The sequence below is a fragment of the Haloferax sp. SDI50 genome, from assembly GCF_059802635.1.
Map to the genome: position 1 here is coordinate 2,775,776 of NZ_JBPULL010000001.1, position 12,941 is coordinate 2,788,716.

14 protein-coding genes and 1 tRNA gene are annotated in these 12,941 nt (G+C 68.7%); 10 read left to right on the forward strand and 5 right to left on the reverse strand.

Going from position 1 to position 12,941, the window contains the following annotated elements; translation table 11 throughout:
- Positions 1 to 9 precede the first annotated feature (9 nt).
- A complete protein-coding gene (locus ACSR87_RS14705; protein WP_498530969.1) occupies positions 10 to 450 on the reverse strand; it encodes an SRPBCC family protein in 441 nt (146 codons plus the stop codon).
- Positions 451 to 534: 84 nt separating this feature from the next.
- On the opposite strand from ACSR87_RS14705, the gene ACSR87_RS14710 reads away from it, so the two are divergent.
- The 7 genes from ACSR87_RS14710 (at position 535) to ACSR87_RS14740 (ending at position 7,356) form a co-directional block, all read left to right on the forward strand.
- The gene (locus ACSR87_RS14710; protein ID WP_477185502.1) at positions 535 to 654 is read left to right on the forward strand and encodes a DUF7989 family protein; all 120 of its coding nucleotides are present in this window, start codon (positions 535 to 537) and stop codon (positions 652 to 654) included.
- Between the two features lie 345 nt (positions 655 to 999).
- A complete protein-coding gene (mvaD, locus tag ACSR87_RS14715) occupies positions 1,000 to 1,974 on the forward strand; it encodes a phosphomevalonate decarboxylase MvaD (protein WP_498530970.1) in 975 nt (324 codons plus the stop codon).
- Between the two features lie 75 nt (positions 1,975 to 2,049).
- Positions 2,050 to 3,183 carry an NAD(P)/FAD-dependent oxidoreductase gene (locus ACSR87_RS14720; protein WP_498530971.1) on the forward strand — a complete coding sequence of 378 codons (1,134 nt, stop codon included), beginning with the start codon at positions 2,050 to 2,052 and terminating at the stop codon, positions 3,181 to 3,183.
- Positions 3,184 to 3,348: 165 nt separating this feature from the next.
- Positions 3,349 to 5,058, forward strand: coding sequence for a sensor histidine kinase (locus tag ACSR87_RS14725; protein ID WP_498530972.1), 1,710 nt, complete (start codon positions 3,349 to 3,351; stop codon positions 5,056 to 5,058).
- Positions 5,059 to 5,145: 87 nt separating this feature from the next.
- Positions 5,146 to 5,838: an HAD family hydrolase gene (locus ACSR87_RS14730; protein WP_498530973.1), complete on the forward strand. Its 693-nt coding sequence runs from the start codon at positions 5,146 to 5,148 to the stop codon at positions 5,836 to 5,838.
- A gap of 97 nt (positions 5,839 to 5,935) precedes the next feature.
- The gene (locus ACSR87_RS14735; protein WP_498530974.1) at positions 5,936 to 6,940 is read left to right on the forward strand and encodes a phosphotransferase family protein; all 1,005 of its coding nucleotides are present in this window, start codon (positions 5,936 to 5,938) and stop codon (positions 6,938 to 6,940) included.
- Positions 6,941 to 7,047: 107 nt separating this feature from the next.
- Entirely contained in the window at positions 7,048 to 7,356 is a 309-nt protein-coding gene (locus ACSR87_RS14740; RefSeq protein WP_004063400.1) for a non-histone chromosomal MC1 family protein, read from the forward strand.
- 81 nt (positions 7,357 to 7,437) lie between these two features.
- Here ACSR87_RS14740 and ACSR87_RS14745 read toward each other — a convergent pair whose 3' ends face one another.
- Entirely contained in the window at positions 7,438 to 8,775 is a 1,338-nt protein-coding gene (locus ACSR87_RS14745) for a permease (RefSeq protein WP_498530975.1), read from the reverse strand.
- Between the two features lie 291 nt (positions 8,776 to 9,066).
- Positions 9,067 to 9,141, reverse strand: a tRNA-Arg gene (locus ACSR87_RS14750).
- Positions 9,142 to 9,235: 94 nt separating this feature from the next.
- Between ACSR87_RS14750 and ACSR87_RS14755 the strand changes: the two genes are divergently transcribed.
- The 3 genes from ACSR87_RS14755 (at position 9,236) to ACSR87_RS14765 (ending at position 11,396) form a co-directional block, all read left to right on the forward strand.
- Entirely contained in the window at positions 9,236 to 10,090 is an 855-nt protein-coding gene (locus tag ACSR87_RS14755) for a geranylgeranylglycerol-phosphate geranylgeranyltransferase (protein ID WP_498530976.1), read from the forward strand.
- Positions 10,091 to 10,277: 187 nt separating this feature from the next.
- Positions 10,278 to 10,889 (forward strand): RAD55 family ATPase, encoded by a 612-nt coding sequence (locus tag ACSR87_RS14760; protein ID WP_004043498.1) that lies wholly within the window; start codon positions 10,278 to 10,280, stop codon positions 10,887 to 10,889.
- 87 nt (positions 10,890 to 10,976) lie between these two features.
- Positions 10,977 to 11,396 carry a CoA-binding protein gene (locus ACSR87_RS14765; protein WP_008574193.1) on the forward strand — a complete coding sequence of 140 codons (420 nt, stop codon included), beginning with the start codon at positions 10,977 to 10,979 and terminating at the stop codon, positions 11,394 to 11,396.
- A 51-nt stretch (positions 11,397 to 11,447) separates the two neighbouring features.
- Here the strand turns inward: ACSR87_RS14765 and ACSR87_RS14770 are convergent, their stop codons facing one another.
- Positions 11,448 to 12,428: a PLP-dependent cysteine synthase family protein gene (locus ACSR87_RS14770; protein WP_498530977.1), complete on the reverse strand. Its 981-nt coding sequence runs from the start codon at positions 12,426 to 12,428 to the stop codon at positions 11,448 to 11,450.
- A 184-nt stretch (positions 12,429 to 12,612) separates the two neighbouring features.
- A complete protein-coding gene (locus ACSR87_RS14775; protein WP_498530978.1) occupies positions 12,613 to 12,936 on the reverse strand; it encodes a DUF5798 family protein in 324 nt (107 codons plus the stop codon).
- Positions 12,937 to 12,941 lie beyond the last annotated feature (5 nt).

Below are 12,941 nucleotides of genomic sequence, written 5' to 3' on the forward strand. Positions count from 1 at the left end.
CGACCCGCCTCACCCGCGAGCGCGCCGCTTCGCGAGTCGCTCGATTCGGCGCAGCGCGACCGCACAGACCGCGGCGTACGGCCCCGCGAACACGGGAACTTCGAACGAAACCGAACATCGTTCGGGACCGACCGGGTCGACGCGGTGCCCCGTCGCCGGAACGCCGGCCACGCGCCACGTCCACCGACGGGACTCGTCGTCGCACGTCTCGATGCTGAACGGGACCCAGACGCCGGCGACGCGGACCTCGCCTCGACTGCCCGCTTCGATTCGTCCGTCGACGCCGCGGACGCCCAACACGCTCGGTCCCCAGTCGGGCCAGTCTGCGACCGACACCAACACGTCCCACGCCGCCGCCGCGGGAGCCGAAATCCGCCGAGCGACGACCAGACGACGCCCGTCAGGCGTTCGCTCCACGCGCGTTCGGGTCCGGCTCGACGCTCGCCTCATATCTCCTAGTATGCTAATAAGTCGTAATATAACACCGCCGAAATCTTTATCCACGAATCGTGGTAGCAACTACCAAGGCAACACATGAGCAACACAAGTGACCGCCCAAATGCGACGATGCGAGACGTCAGCCACACACCACCCACAGGCGAGAGCGTCACGAACGTCTGGGAGCGAGGACACGAATCCGAGTCCACAGAATAAGCCGGCAGACTCGGCCGACGCGACGAACAGCAACGAACCGACCGCACCGTAACGAACCACCCGCATCGAATCCGACCGACTAACCAACCAATCGGAGCGAATCCAGCTACTCAACCACGATACCGTCACCACGATACGACGACACACATAACCGACCGACTGCATCGAACTCAACCGTCTCCCGCGGGAGAGGGAGACCGTGCCACCTTCCTGTGCACCGATTGCGACCGACCCGCGCCGGCGGGACCGCCGGCGCGCACTCGATTTCCGACCGATTCTTTCCGTGAGCCGCCGGAGCCGACGCCTATCGGGACGTTTAACCCCGAGTCCGACGGGCGTTCGAACATGAAGGCCACCGCCAAGGCCCACCCGATTCAGGGCCTCGTGAAGTATCACGGGATGCGAGACACGGAGCGCCGAATGCCGTACCACGACAGCATCAGCGTCTGCACGGCACCGAGCCACACGCAGACGACGGTCGAGTTCCGCCCCGACGCCGACGAGGACACCTACGTCATCGGCGGCGAGGAAGTCGAGGGCCGCGGCGCGGAGCGCATCCAAGCCGTCGTCGACCGGGTCCGCGAACTGGCCGGCTTCGACCACCGGGTCCGACTGGAAAGCGAGAACTCCTTCCCATCGAACATCGGCTTCGGGTCGTCGGCGTCCGGGTTCGCCGCCGCCGCGATGGCGCTCGCCGAGGCGGCCGACCTCGACATGACGCGCCCCGAAGTCTCGACTATCGCCCGCCGCGGGTCGGCGTCCGCCGCCCGCGCCGTCACGGGCGCGTTCTCGCATCTCTACTCGGGAATGAACGACACCGACTGCCGCTCCGAGCGCATCGAGACCGACCTCGAAGACGACCTGCGCATCGTCGCCGCGCACGTCCCCGCCTACAAGGAGACCGAACAGGCCCACGCCGAGGCCGCCGACAGCCACATGTTCCAGGCGCGGATGGCCCACATCCACGCCCAGATAGACGACATGCGCGACGCGCTGTACGACGGCGACTTCGACGCCGCCTTCGAACTCGCGGAGCACGACTCGCTGTCGCTCGCGGCGACGACGATGACCGGCCCCGCCGGCTGGGTGTACTGGCAACCGCGCACCATCGCCGTCTTCAACGCCGTCCGCAAGCTCCGAAACGAGGAGGACGTGCCGGTCTACTTCTCGACCGACACCGGCGCGAGCGTCTACATCAACACGACCGAGGAGCACGTCGACCGCGTCGAGGAAGCCGTTTCCGACTGCGGCGTCGAGACCGACGTGTGGGGCGTCGGCGGCCCCGCCGAAGTGCTCGACGAGTCCGAGGCGCTGTTCTGAGCGCGCGGCCGACCGCCGCGTACCGCGCCCGCGACCGCCGTCACCCTCTTTTCTCTCGCGCCCGACGGAACAGCCATGCGTGTCCTGGTTCTCGGTGCCGGGTACGCGGGCCTCACGCTCGCCCGCGACCTCGAACGCCGACTCCCCGCCGACGCCGACCTGACCGTGGTGAACGACTCCCCGCACCATCTCGTCCAACACGAGGTCCACCGCGCGATTCGGCGGCCGGCGGTCGCCGACGCGATTCAGGTCCCTCTCGACGAGGCGCTCGACCGCGCCGAAGTCGTCGTCGACCGGGTGACGGGCGTCGACCGCGACGCGCGAACCGTCGAACTGGCCGCCGGTGACGCCCTCGACTACGACTACTGCGCGGTCTGTCTGGGCGCGCAGACCGCCTACTACGGCATCCCCGGCCTCGAAGCCCACTCGGTCCCGCTGAAGCGCGTCGCGGACGCCGAAACCATCCGCACGCGCTTCTTCGACGACTGCGACGAGGGCGGCACCGTCGTCGTCGGCGGCGCGGGGCTGTCTGGCGTGCAGGTCGCGGGCGAACTCGCCGCACTCCGCGACGAGGAGGGCGCGCACGCCGATATCGTCCTCGTCGAGCAACTGGACGCCGTCGCGCCGTCGTTCGACGCGTCGTTCCAGCGGGCGGTCCGCGACGAACTCCTCGACAGGGGCGTCGAGATTCGGACCGAGACGACCGTCGAGTCGGTGACTGATGCGACCGTCGAGGCGGACACCGGCGACATCGACTACGACCTGCTCGTCTGGACCGGCGGCATCGCCGGCGACGACGCGATGGGCGGCGAGCGCCCCGCCGTCAGGGCGGACCTCCGACTCGACCGGCGGACGTTCGTCGTCGGGGACGCGGCCCGCGCGGTCGACGCCGACGGCGAGCCCGTGCCGGCGAGCGCCTCCGCGGCGCTCCGCGAGGCGAAGACCGTCGCCGGCAACATCGCCGCGCAGGTCGAGTTCGAGACCGGCGGCGACGAAGACGAGTTCGCCCCGCGGCCCGACCCTTATCGCTTCGAAGTCCCCGGCTGGATTGTCTCGGTCGGCGACGGCGCGGTCGCGCAGGTCGGCCCGAGCATCTTCCGCGGGAAGGCCGCGAAGGCGATGAAAGCCACCGTCGGGGCGGGCCATCTCACCTCGGTCGGCGCGATTTCGCGGGCGGCCGACCTCGTCGACGAGGAACTGCACGCCTGACGGGTCGGCGGCGGGCGACCCGCTCCCGCGGTCCGCCGGCCCGACCCTGAGAAGTTCTTTATCCGATGCCGGAGTAGCTCCAGCTATCACCGACGATACCGGGAACGACCGAGACTGCGCCAGCGATGCCGCGATTCGAGACGTGACCGCTGAGCGAGGCGCTCGATGAACTGGCAGCACAGCGTGTACGCCTACCCGATGGTGTTCGCGGCGGTCGTCGCCGCCATCCTCTCGGGCTACGCGCTCCAGTCCGTTCGCCGCCGGGGGCGGACCCCGACGGTCGTCTCGTTCGCCGTGCTGACGGCCGCCGTCGCCTTCTGGACCGCGACGACGGCGGTCAAGCTGTTTCTCGTCGCCCCCGGCGCGAAACTGCTCGCGTACAAGCTCCTCCACGTCGGCGCGATGACGGCCGCGCCGGCGTTTTTCGTCTTCGCCCTCGCGTACACCGACCGGCGCGAACTGCTCGACCGGCAGGTCGTCGCGGCGCTGTACGTCGTCCCCGCGGTGTTCCTCGTCGTCCTCTTTACCAACCCGCTGGAACTCGGCTACACCGGCTGGGAGCTGTCGGCCGTCGACGGTGGGGTGACGCTCTCCGTCACCGACGGCCCGGTGAGCGTGTTCGGCCTCGTCTACGCCTTCGTGCTCCTGTTTCTCGGGCTCGGCGTCATCGGCCAGTACGCCCTCGAACTCGACCGCCCCTACCGGACGCAGGCGACGCTCCTCATCGTCGGGATGGTCGTGCCGTCGGTCGTCGCCGCACTCGAACTCACCGACTCGCCACCGCTCGCCGGCGGCGTCAACCTCATCCCCGCCTCGCTCGCGGTGCCCGCGGTGACGTTCGGCATCGCCGTCTACCGCTACAAGCTCCTCGACATCCTCCCGCTCGCCTACGCGGCCGCCGGCGCGCATTCGACCGACGGGCTCGTCGTCCTCGACGCCGACGGGGTCGTCGTCCACGTCAACGACCACGTCCGGCCCCTCTTGGGGACCGACGACCCGCTCCTCGGCCGCCCGGCGGGCGAGGTCATCCCGAACTACGACGACCTCGCCGGCGACCCCCCGACGTGCGACGCGCTCGTCGCGGGCGAGCGCTACGTCGAACTGACGCGCATCCCGCTCGAACAGGCCGGCGAGCCGCTCGGATGGGTGGTCTCGGTCCGGGACGTGACGCCCCGCAAGCACTACGAACTCGCCTTGGAGTCGAGAAACGACGAGCTGGAGGTGCTCAACCGCATCGTCCGCCACGACATCCGAAACGACATGCAGCTCGTGACGGCGTACATCGACATCGTCCTCGACCACGAGCCGCTGTCCGACGAGGCGCGGTCGCAGTTGGAGACCGCGCTCCGGCGGGCGCTCAACACCGTGGACCTCACCGACGTGCTCGGACAGTTGATGCGCGCGACGAACGACGACGAGCGCCGCCGCGCCCTCGACGTCGACGACGCGCTCCGCGAGGCCGTCGACGACGTGCGCGAGGGCTATCCGAACGCGGCGTTCACGGTCGATAGCCTTCCGCCGGCGACGGTGTTCGCCAACGACCTGCTCGACTCCGTGTTCGTGAACGTCCTGAAGAACGCGGTCGTCCACAGCGACCGCGACCGCCCGTCGATTGCCGTCTCGGGCGCGGCGGACGACGAGTGCGTCACCGTCCGCATCGCCGACGACGGCCCCGGCATCGCCGACGACCGGAAATCGGTCGTCTTCGGGAAGGGCGCGAAGGGACTGGGAAGCCCCGGCACCGGAACCGGCCTGTACCTCGTCGACACCATCGTCTCGAACTTCGACGGCACCGTCCACATCGAGGACAACGAACCGCGGGGGAGCGTCTTCGTCATCGAACTCCCGCTCGCGACCGTCGAGGCCGCGGACTGAGCCGCCCCGTTCGACTCGCGGACCGTCGCCGCCGCGGTCGGCGCCGCCCGTGGACGAGGTTTTACCGCCGCCGCTCCAAGAGTGAGCGTGGCACCGTTCGACGCGATTCTCTTCGACCTCGACAACACGCTCTGTACGAACGACCAGAGCGGCGAGACCATCTACGCCGGCGCGTTCGACGCCGCCGGCCTCGACCGCTTCGGCGAGCCGTCGGACCTCTGGGCCGCCCTCGACGGCCCGCCGGACCACGACGACCACGAGGGCTACCTCGCCGACGGCTTCGAGCGCGTCGCCGCGAAGCACGACCGCGAGGGCGTCGACGCCCGGGCGCTCGCCCGCGGGTTCGTCGAGACGGTCGACTACTCGGCCGTCTCGTTCCGACCGGGCGCGAAAGAGGCGCTCGCCGCCGCCCGCGACCACGCGTCGGTCGCCCTCGTCACCAACGGGCCCGAGCGACGGCAGTCTATCAAACTCGACGCGCTCGGCATCGTCGACGCGTTCGACGCGGTCGTCTTCGCGGGCGATATGCCGCGGCGAAAGCCCCATCCCGACCCGTTCGACCGGGCGCTCGCCGCCCTCGACGCCGAGGCGAACGCGAGCCTCCACGTCGGCGACTCGCTGGAGTTCGACGTGGACGGAGCCCACCGCGCCGGTCTCGACGCCGCGTGGTGCCCGGTCGAGACGGGTGGCGAAGGCGACCCGGACCCGACCTCGTACGCCCCGGCGTACGTCCTCCGGTCGCTCACCGAGTTCTCGACGATTCTCGACGGCGGGCCGTGACTCGGCTCCCGCGGCGTCGCCATCGCCATCGCCATCGCCATCGGCCGCCGCGAGCCGTCCGCTGGACCTTTGTTCGCGTCACCCGTAGAGTGGTTCCATGAACCCCGTCGAGGGCGTGCTCGCCCGCGAGTTTCCCGAGCGCCGCGTCGCGGCGACGGCCCGCGTTCCGAACGGGAACCACAAGCGGACCGCGGTGGCGACGTTCGCTGACGGCGGGGAAGTCGTCGTCCAAACGGCGGCCGACGCCGCGGCACTGGCCCTCGAAGCCTCCCTCTCGCGGGCGGTCCGCGAGCACACGTCGATTCCGGTCCCCCGCGTCCTCGCGTCGGGCGCGCTCGACGGGGTCGGCTACGTCGTCACAGAGCGCGCCGCCGGCGACGAACTCCACGAGCGGTTCGTCTCGCTCGATGCGACGGCCCAGCGGCGGGTCGCCCGGTCGTTCGGCGTCGGCCTCGGCCAGCTCCACGAACAGTTCACTTTCGACGGCTACGGTCGGCTTGCGGGCTCTCCTCGCGGCGGACAGCGAGCCGACGGTGGCGAAGCGACCGCGGGCGGAGCCGCGTTCGAATCGGAACCGGCGACCAACCGCGGATTCGACGCTGCGAGCGCCGACGACAGCGATTGGGAGGCGTGGTTCTCCGCCTACGCCCGCGAGGGAATCGCCGCGCTCCCGGCCGCGTTCGACGGGTGTCGAAAGCGGTTAGCGGACGCCGTCGCGGCCGCATCGCTTCCCGCGAACCCGCCGGCTCGGCTCTATCCGTGGGACTTCAGACCGGGGAACGCGCTCGTCGAGGACGACCGGGTCTCGGCCGTCCTCGACTGGGGACAGCCGATGGCCGCCGCGCCGGGACTCGCCGTCGCCAAAGTCGAACACCTCGTCGCTGACTGGTACGTCGAAGACGGCGCGCCGCTCCGCCGGGCGTTCCGCGCGGGCTACGAGTCGGTCCGGCCGCTCCCGCCGGTCCCGCGCGCCTATCGGGTCGCCGCCGTCGTCCACTCGGCCGTCGATTCGGCGGGCGAGGTGACCCGCCCCGGCTACCCCGAGCGAACCGGCGCGGCCGCGGTCGACTTCCACCGGGCGCGACTCGACGCGTGGTTGTGAGTCGTGGGGGGTGTGGCGTCGACCGGAACGAACCGCCCCGTCGACGGCGCGCCGTGACCGTCGCGGCGACACGAACTACTAATTCGGAGTGCGTGGTATAGGCACGCATGGTACGAGAAGACGGCAAGCGAAACTTCGTCCTCGTCGAAGACGGCGAGGAGACGAGCGTGTTCAGCGGAACGTATCCCCGGCAGGCGGCGCTGAAGGCCGCCCGCCGGCTCCATCCCGCTCCCAGCCCCGACGACATCGACGGGAAAGCGACGCTCAGGCTCCGCGAGCGCGGAACCGACCGCGTCCACATCTACGAGGGCTGGGCGTGGACCGAGGAGAAAGACGACGACGCCCCCGAGTGGATGGACGACCACGTCACCCGGGCGAACGTCTCGAAGCAAGGCATTGAACATCTCGAAGCGTAACCGGGGGTTCGGCGGGTCCGGTGGACTCCGGCTTCGGTTTTTCGGGCGTTTCGGCGTGCGTCGCGCACGCGCTCCGACGGCTCAGTCGCCGGCCTGCGCCGCCTCGCCGTGACCGCCGTGGCCGTCATCACCAACTGACTCCGAGCGGTGGAGCCAGTAGAGGACGCCGAACAGGCCGGTCGCGAACACGTTCAACACGAGTTTGTAGTCGGCCTCGATGCTCACCTCCGCGATTTGGACGCTCTCGGGGGCCGGGATGAGCCCCGCGCCGAGGAAGACGAAGTGGATGACGACGCCCGTCAGGACCGCCGCCACGAATATCATCCCCGAGAGGACGGCCGCGAACGTCGTCCCGTAGTACTCGCGGTAGGCGTCCACGATGGGCGGGACGATGAGGTCGGCGTAGATGTAGCTCAGGACGCTCCCGAACGGCAGGCCGTTCGAAAACAGCACCGCCCCGAACGGGACGTTCCCGACCGAGCAGACGAAGGTGGCGACGCCGATGACGGCCCCGAGGACCGCGGTCCAGAAGACGTACACCGGGAGCCCGAACGTCGGCCCCGAGAACACCGAGGTCCACACCGCGTCGGGGATGAAGCCGGCGATGAGGCCGGCGAAGACGAAGCCGATGGCGATTTCGTCCCAGAGCATCCCCCACTCCTTCCACTGCTTGTCGGCCAGCGCCTTCCACCCCGACAGCGACGTGGCCCGCTCGCGAACCGTCGTGTTGGCCTCCTCGGGGTCGAAGCTCTCCTTGCACGACTTCGAGCAGAAGTAGAACGTCCGGCCGTCGCGTTCGACGCTGTACTCCGTCTCGTCGGGGTCGACTTCCATCCCGCAGACGGGGTCGCGGACGGTCTCGCTTCCCTCGTCTTGAACGTTCCGTCGGGCCTGTTCGACCACCTCGTCGGGCACGAGGTAGACGAAGCCGAACGCCATCAGCCCGATGAGGATGAACCCGCCGAGGATGTCGGCCACGAGGAACTGCCAGCCGAGCAGAATCCAGATGACCGCGCCGATTTCGATGACGAGGTTGGTCGAGGCGAACATGAACGCCCCGAGAGTCGCCGCCGCGGAGCCGCCTTTCTTAAAGAGGTTCTTCGCGGTGGCGATGGCGCTGTACGAACACGACGAGGAGACGAAGCCGAACAGCGAGCCGTAGCCGATTTCGCGCAGGCCGTGGCCCTCCAGTAGCTCCGAGACCTCCTCACCCGAGGTCCACGCCTCCACGCCGCCGGCGATGGCGAAGCCGACGACGAGCGCCCACCACGTCACCCACGCCATGGCCGCGGTGGTCGAAAGCGCCTCTCTGGCGCTCTCGACGAGGAACGTTCCCAGCGGTTGTGTGGTCGTGAACACGCCGAGTCCGACCGTCGCGGCTGCGATGACCGCGAGTATCGCGTATTCGCTCCGGTCCATGTGATTGAGTATGAGGGGAGCCGTACCTAACTGGGTTGTGCCTAGGAGAATCGGGGTCCCGGCGCGACGCGATTTTGGGTTGTGAAGTCGAGTCCGCCGTCGATTTTGGAGCGGAAAGCCGAGCGCCGGTGCGACGACTCCAACGACTGCTCGGAAGGTGCGTGATGCGTGCGATGGCGGGCGATTCTCTTGACCCAGAAGATTGTGAACCGCAGTCGCTCACTCCCTTCGCTCCCTGGTTCAACTCCTTCGGCCCAGATTCCGCTCGTCACCAAGTTCCTCGCAAAATCATGGGCGCTACAGGATTTGAACCCGTGGCAACTTGGTCCGAAGCCAAGCACTCTGTCCAGACTGAGCTAAGCGCCCTACATGACTTCGTCTGTTGTGGATTGCTTTAAATGGATTGATTCGGGGCGGCGACTCCGCGCGATTTATACGCGGTCTCCGAACAGTACGTGGTATGTCTCTCGGAACGCGGGCACGCGGGTTCGCGGAACTCACCCGGCCGGGAAACGCGGTCGCCGCGGGCGTTCTCACGTTCACCGGGGCGTTCGTCGCCGGGGCGGCCCCGAGCGACGCGCTCGTCGTCGTCGCGGCGATGCTCGCCACCGTGTTCGCCACGGGCGCGGGCAACGCCATCAACGACTACTTCGACCGCGATATCGACCGCATCAATCGCCCGGACCGGCCGATTCCCCGCGGCGCGGTGACCGCGCCCGAGGCCAAGTGGTTCAGCGTCGCGCTGTTCGGCGGCGCGGTCGTCTCGGCGCTCGTCCTCCCGGTCGTCGCCATCGCCATCGCCGTGGTCAACCTCGTCGCGCTCCTCGCGTACACGGAGTTCTTCAAGGGTCTCCCCGGCGTCGGCAACGTCGTCGTCGCCGCGCTCACCGGCTCGACGTTCCTCTTCGGCGGCGCGGCCATCGGCGAACCGTTGGGCGCGGTCGTCCTCTGTGTGCTCGCCGCGCTGGCGACGCTGACCCGCGAAATCGTCAAAGACGTCGAGGACATCGGCGGCGACAGAGAAGAGGGACTTCGAACGCTCCCCATCGTCGTCGGCGAGGCGGCGTCGCTGTGGCTCGGCGCGGTCGTCCTCGTGGTCGCCGTCGGCGCGAGCGCGGTGCCGTTCGTCCGGGGGGAGTTCGGACTGGCGTATCTCGGCGTGGTCGTCCCCGCCGACGCGCTCATGCTCGCCGCCACCGCGCAGTCGTTCGGTAATCCGGCCGCGGCCCAGCGCCGACTCAAACACGGGATGTTCTTGGCGGCGTTCGCGTTCATCCTCGGACGGGCGACGGCGCCAGCGGGAAGTCTCTTATAAGTGATTGTGGACGGGAAATCGGCAAGTTCCCGGAGAACGCCCCGACGAGCCGGAACTGTTCGATCCTCCAATCAAAAAGAATATTACCGGCTCACTGTATCATCGTACTATCCGATGACCCCCGGCGAGCGGAAGCGTCACGCGAGCGCGTTCCTCGGAGTCGACGACATCGAGCCGAGGTACCTGTATGTATAATCTGGGCGCTGATCTCGACGTCGAGGTCGAACCGGGCACGAACCTCCTCCTCGTCGGACCGGCGTTGACCGGCAAGCGTTCGCTGGCGCTCGACATCCTCGCGGAGGGGACCCGGAGCGGTGAGGGGGCCGTCATCGTCACGACCAAAGACGGCGCGGACCGCATCCTCAACGACTTCGGCAAGCGACTCGACTACGAGGGCAAGCCAGTCGCGGTCGTCGACTGCGTCACGAAACAGCAGGGCGTCGGCGAGGTCCGCGACGACGACCGAATCCGGTACACGTCGTCACCGGTCGACATGACCGGAATCGGAATCAAGCTCTCGGAAATCCTCCAGGAGTACTACCAGGACCGCGGGCTGCCGGAGAACCGCATCATGCTCCACTCGCTTTCGACGCTGCTGATGTACGCCGACCTCCAGACCGTCTTTCGGTTTCTGCACGTGTTCACCGGCCGCATCCAGAGCGTCGGTGGCCTCGGCGTGTTCACCATCGACGCCGACGCCCACGACGACCGGACGATGAACACCATCAAACAGCTGTTCGACGGCATCATCACGACCCACGAGGACGCGCCGCCGGACATCCGCATCGCGGACCACTAGCCGGCTCGGCGCGCGCGCCGGACTGGGACGGCGGCCGCGCCGCACAGCCGCCGGACGTTTTTATCCGCAGACGGCCACGTCGTAGGTATGCCCATCACCAGCGACGACGACATCCGCGCGCTGTTCGACGCCGAGACCATCGCGGTCGTCGGCTGTTCGGCCACGGCCGGCAAGCCGGCCCACGACATCCCGGCGTACATGCAGCGCCACGGCTACCGCGTCGTCCCGGTCAACCCCTTCCACGACGAAATCCTCGGCGAGACGGCGTACGACTCGCTGGCCGACGTGGACGAAGACGTCGACCTCGTGGACGTGTTCCGACCGTCCGAGGAGGCGGGCGACATCGTCGACGCCGCAATCGAGCGCGCGGCCGACCGCGGCGACGTGGCGGCGGTCTGGCTCCAACTCGGCATCCGCGACGACGACGCGGCCGCCCGCGCCGAGGAAGCCGGACTCTCGTTCGTTCAGGACAAGTGCTTCAAGGTCGAGCACTCGCGGCTCGCCTGAGCGCCCGCTGAACCGGCGATTCGACCGGGATCAGCTTCCGGCCGGCCTGTTCTACCCTTCCCACGACTCGAAGTCGCCGTAGACGCCCTTCGAGAGATATCGTTCCGAGGAGTCGGGGAAGACCGTGACGACGGCGTCGTGCGGGAGGTCGAGGTCGCCGGCGGCGGCGCGCTCGGCCACGTCGACGGCGGCCAGCGAGTTGGCGGCGGCGCTCGACGCGACGAGGTGGCCCTCCTCGGCGGCGAGGCGCCGCATCTCGTCGTGGGTGTCGCGGTCAGCGATTTGGACGATTTCGTCCACCAGCTCGGGGTCGAACAGCTCGTTCGTCGCGGGGTCGTGTGTGCCGATGCCCTCGGTCTTGTACGACGCCTCCGCCACGTCGCGGCCGTGGAGCCGAGCGTAGAGCGACCCCTCGGGTTCGACGGCGGTGACGAACGTGTCTTCGTTGCGCTCGCGGCCGTAGCGCGCCATCCCCATCAGCGTGCCCGCGGTGCCGCAGCCGGCGACGAGCGCGCCGACCTCGCCGTCGAGCGCGTCGTAAATCTCGGGCGCGGTCGTCTCGTAGTGCGCCTCGGGGTTGAGCGGGTTGGAGAACTGCTGGGGGACGACGGCGTCGTCGAGTTCGTCGGCGAGCTTGTGTGCGCGGTCGATAGCGCCGCCCATCCCGTCTTCGGTGGGCGTGTTCACCACGTCGGCTCCGAGCGCGCGCATGAGCGTCTGTTTTTCCACGCTGAACCGCTCGGGGACGACGAACACCGCGCGGATGCCGAGCTGTCCGGCCGCGACGGCGAAGCCGATGCCGGTGTTACCGGCGGTCGGCTCGACGATGGTGCCGCCCTCGGGGAGTTCGCCCGATTCGAGCATCCGTTCGAGCATGTACTTCCCGATGCGGTCTTTGACGCTCGCGCCCGGGTTGAACGATTCGAGCTTCGCGTAGACGGGAACTTCGTCGGGCGACGCGTGGACCCTGACGAGCGGCGTCTCGCCGACGGTGTCGAGCACCGAGTCGAAGGGTTCGCGGTGCGTGGTCATACGCGGGCAAAAGTTGCCCCTGACCCTGAACGTTTTCATCCCGTTGTCCCCCTCGTCGGAGGTCGGCGCGTGGGTGGGTCGGGTCGTATCGGTCGAGCACGGTCGCCTCTCGGGGACTCCGAGACGAGGCTAGGGCTGGGTGCGAAACCGACAGAAAACGGGGAGAGTCGGAGAGTCGGCGTGCTTACGCGTCGTCGGTGGTGGCGTCACTCGACGCGTCGGCATCGGCGTCGGCGGTCTCGTCGCCGGCCGCGTCGTCCTCGGCCTCGGAGATGTGCGCCTGCGCGATGGCGGCGTCGAGGTCGACGCCCTGTTCCTCCGCGATGGCTTCGAGAATCGCCCGCTGTTCGGCGTTTTCGGCTTCGAGCCGGTCGACGCGCGACTTCGTCTCGTTGACCGTCTCGCGGACCTCGACGATCTGCTCGCGCAGTTCGTTGAGCTTCTTGTACACGTCTTCGGCCATCTCTGCGACCTTCTGGAGCTTCTTCGCGGTGCCTCCGAGTGCCATGTGTC

Bases quoted from the DNA above. Each gene is read 5' to 3' on its own strand.
- ACSR87_RS14705 (WP_498530969.1), bottom strand. From the start codon at position 450: ATGAGGCGAGCGTCGAGCCGGACCCGAACGCGCGTGGAGCGAACGCCT.
- ACSR87_RS14710 (WP_477185502.1), top strand. From the start codon at position 535: ATGAGCAACACAAGTGACCGCCCAAATGCGACGATGCGAGACGTCAGC.
- mvaD (WP_498530970.1), top strand. From the start codon at position 1,000: ATGAAGGCCACCGCCAAGGCCCACCCGATTCAGGGCCTCGTGAAGTAT.
- ACSR87_RS14720 (WP_498530971.1), top strand. From the start codon at position 2,050: ATGCGTGTCCTGGTTCTCGGTGCCGGGTACGCGGGCCTCACGCTCGCC.
- ACSR87_RS14725 (WP_498530972.1), top strand. From the start codon at position 3,349: ATGAACTGGCAGCACAGCGTGTACGCCTACCCGATGGTGTTCGCGGCG.
- ACSR87_RS14735 (WP_498530974.1), top strand. From the start codon at position 5,936: ATGAACCCCGTCGAGGGCGTGCTCGCCCGCGAGTTTCCCGAGCGCCGC.
- ACSR87_RS14740 (WP_004063400.1), top strand. From the start codon at position 7,048: ATGGTACGAGAAGACGGCAAGCGAAACTTCGTCCTCGTCGAAGACGGC.
- ACSR87_RS14745 (WP_498530975.1), bottom strand. From the start codon at position 8,775: ATGGACCGGAGCGAATACGCGATACTCGCGGTCATCGCAGCCGCGACG.
- ACSR87_RS14755 (WP_498530976.1), top strand. From the start codon at position 9,236: ATGTCTCTCGGAACGCGGGCACGCGGGTTCGCGGAACTCACCCGGCCG.
- ACSR87_RS14760 (WP_004043498.1), top strand. From the start codon at position 10,278: ATGTATAATCTGGGCGCTGATCTCGACGTCGAGGTCGAACCGGGCACG.
- ACSR87_RS14765 (WP_008574193.1), top strand. From the start codon at position 10,977: ATGCCCATCACCAGCGACGACGACATCCGCGCGCTGTTCGACGCCGAG.
- ACSR87_RS14770 (WP_498530977.1), bottom strand. From the start codon at position 12,428: ATGACCACGCACCGCGAACCCTTCGACTCGGTGCTCGACACCGTCGGC.
- ACSR87_RS14775 (WP_498530978.1), bottom strand. From the start codon at position 12,936: ATGGCACTCGGAGGCACCGCGAAGAAGCTCCAGAAGGTCGCAGAGATG.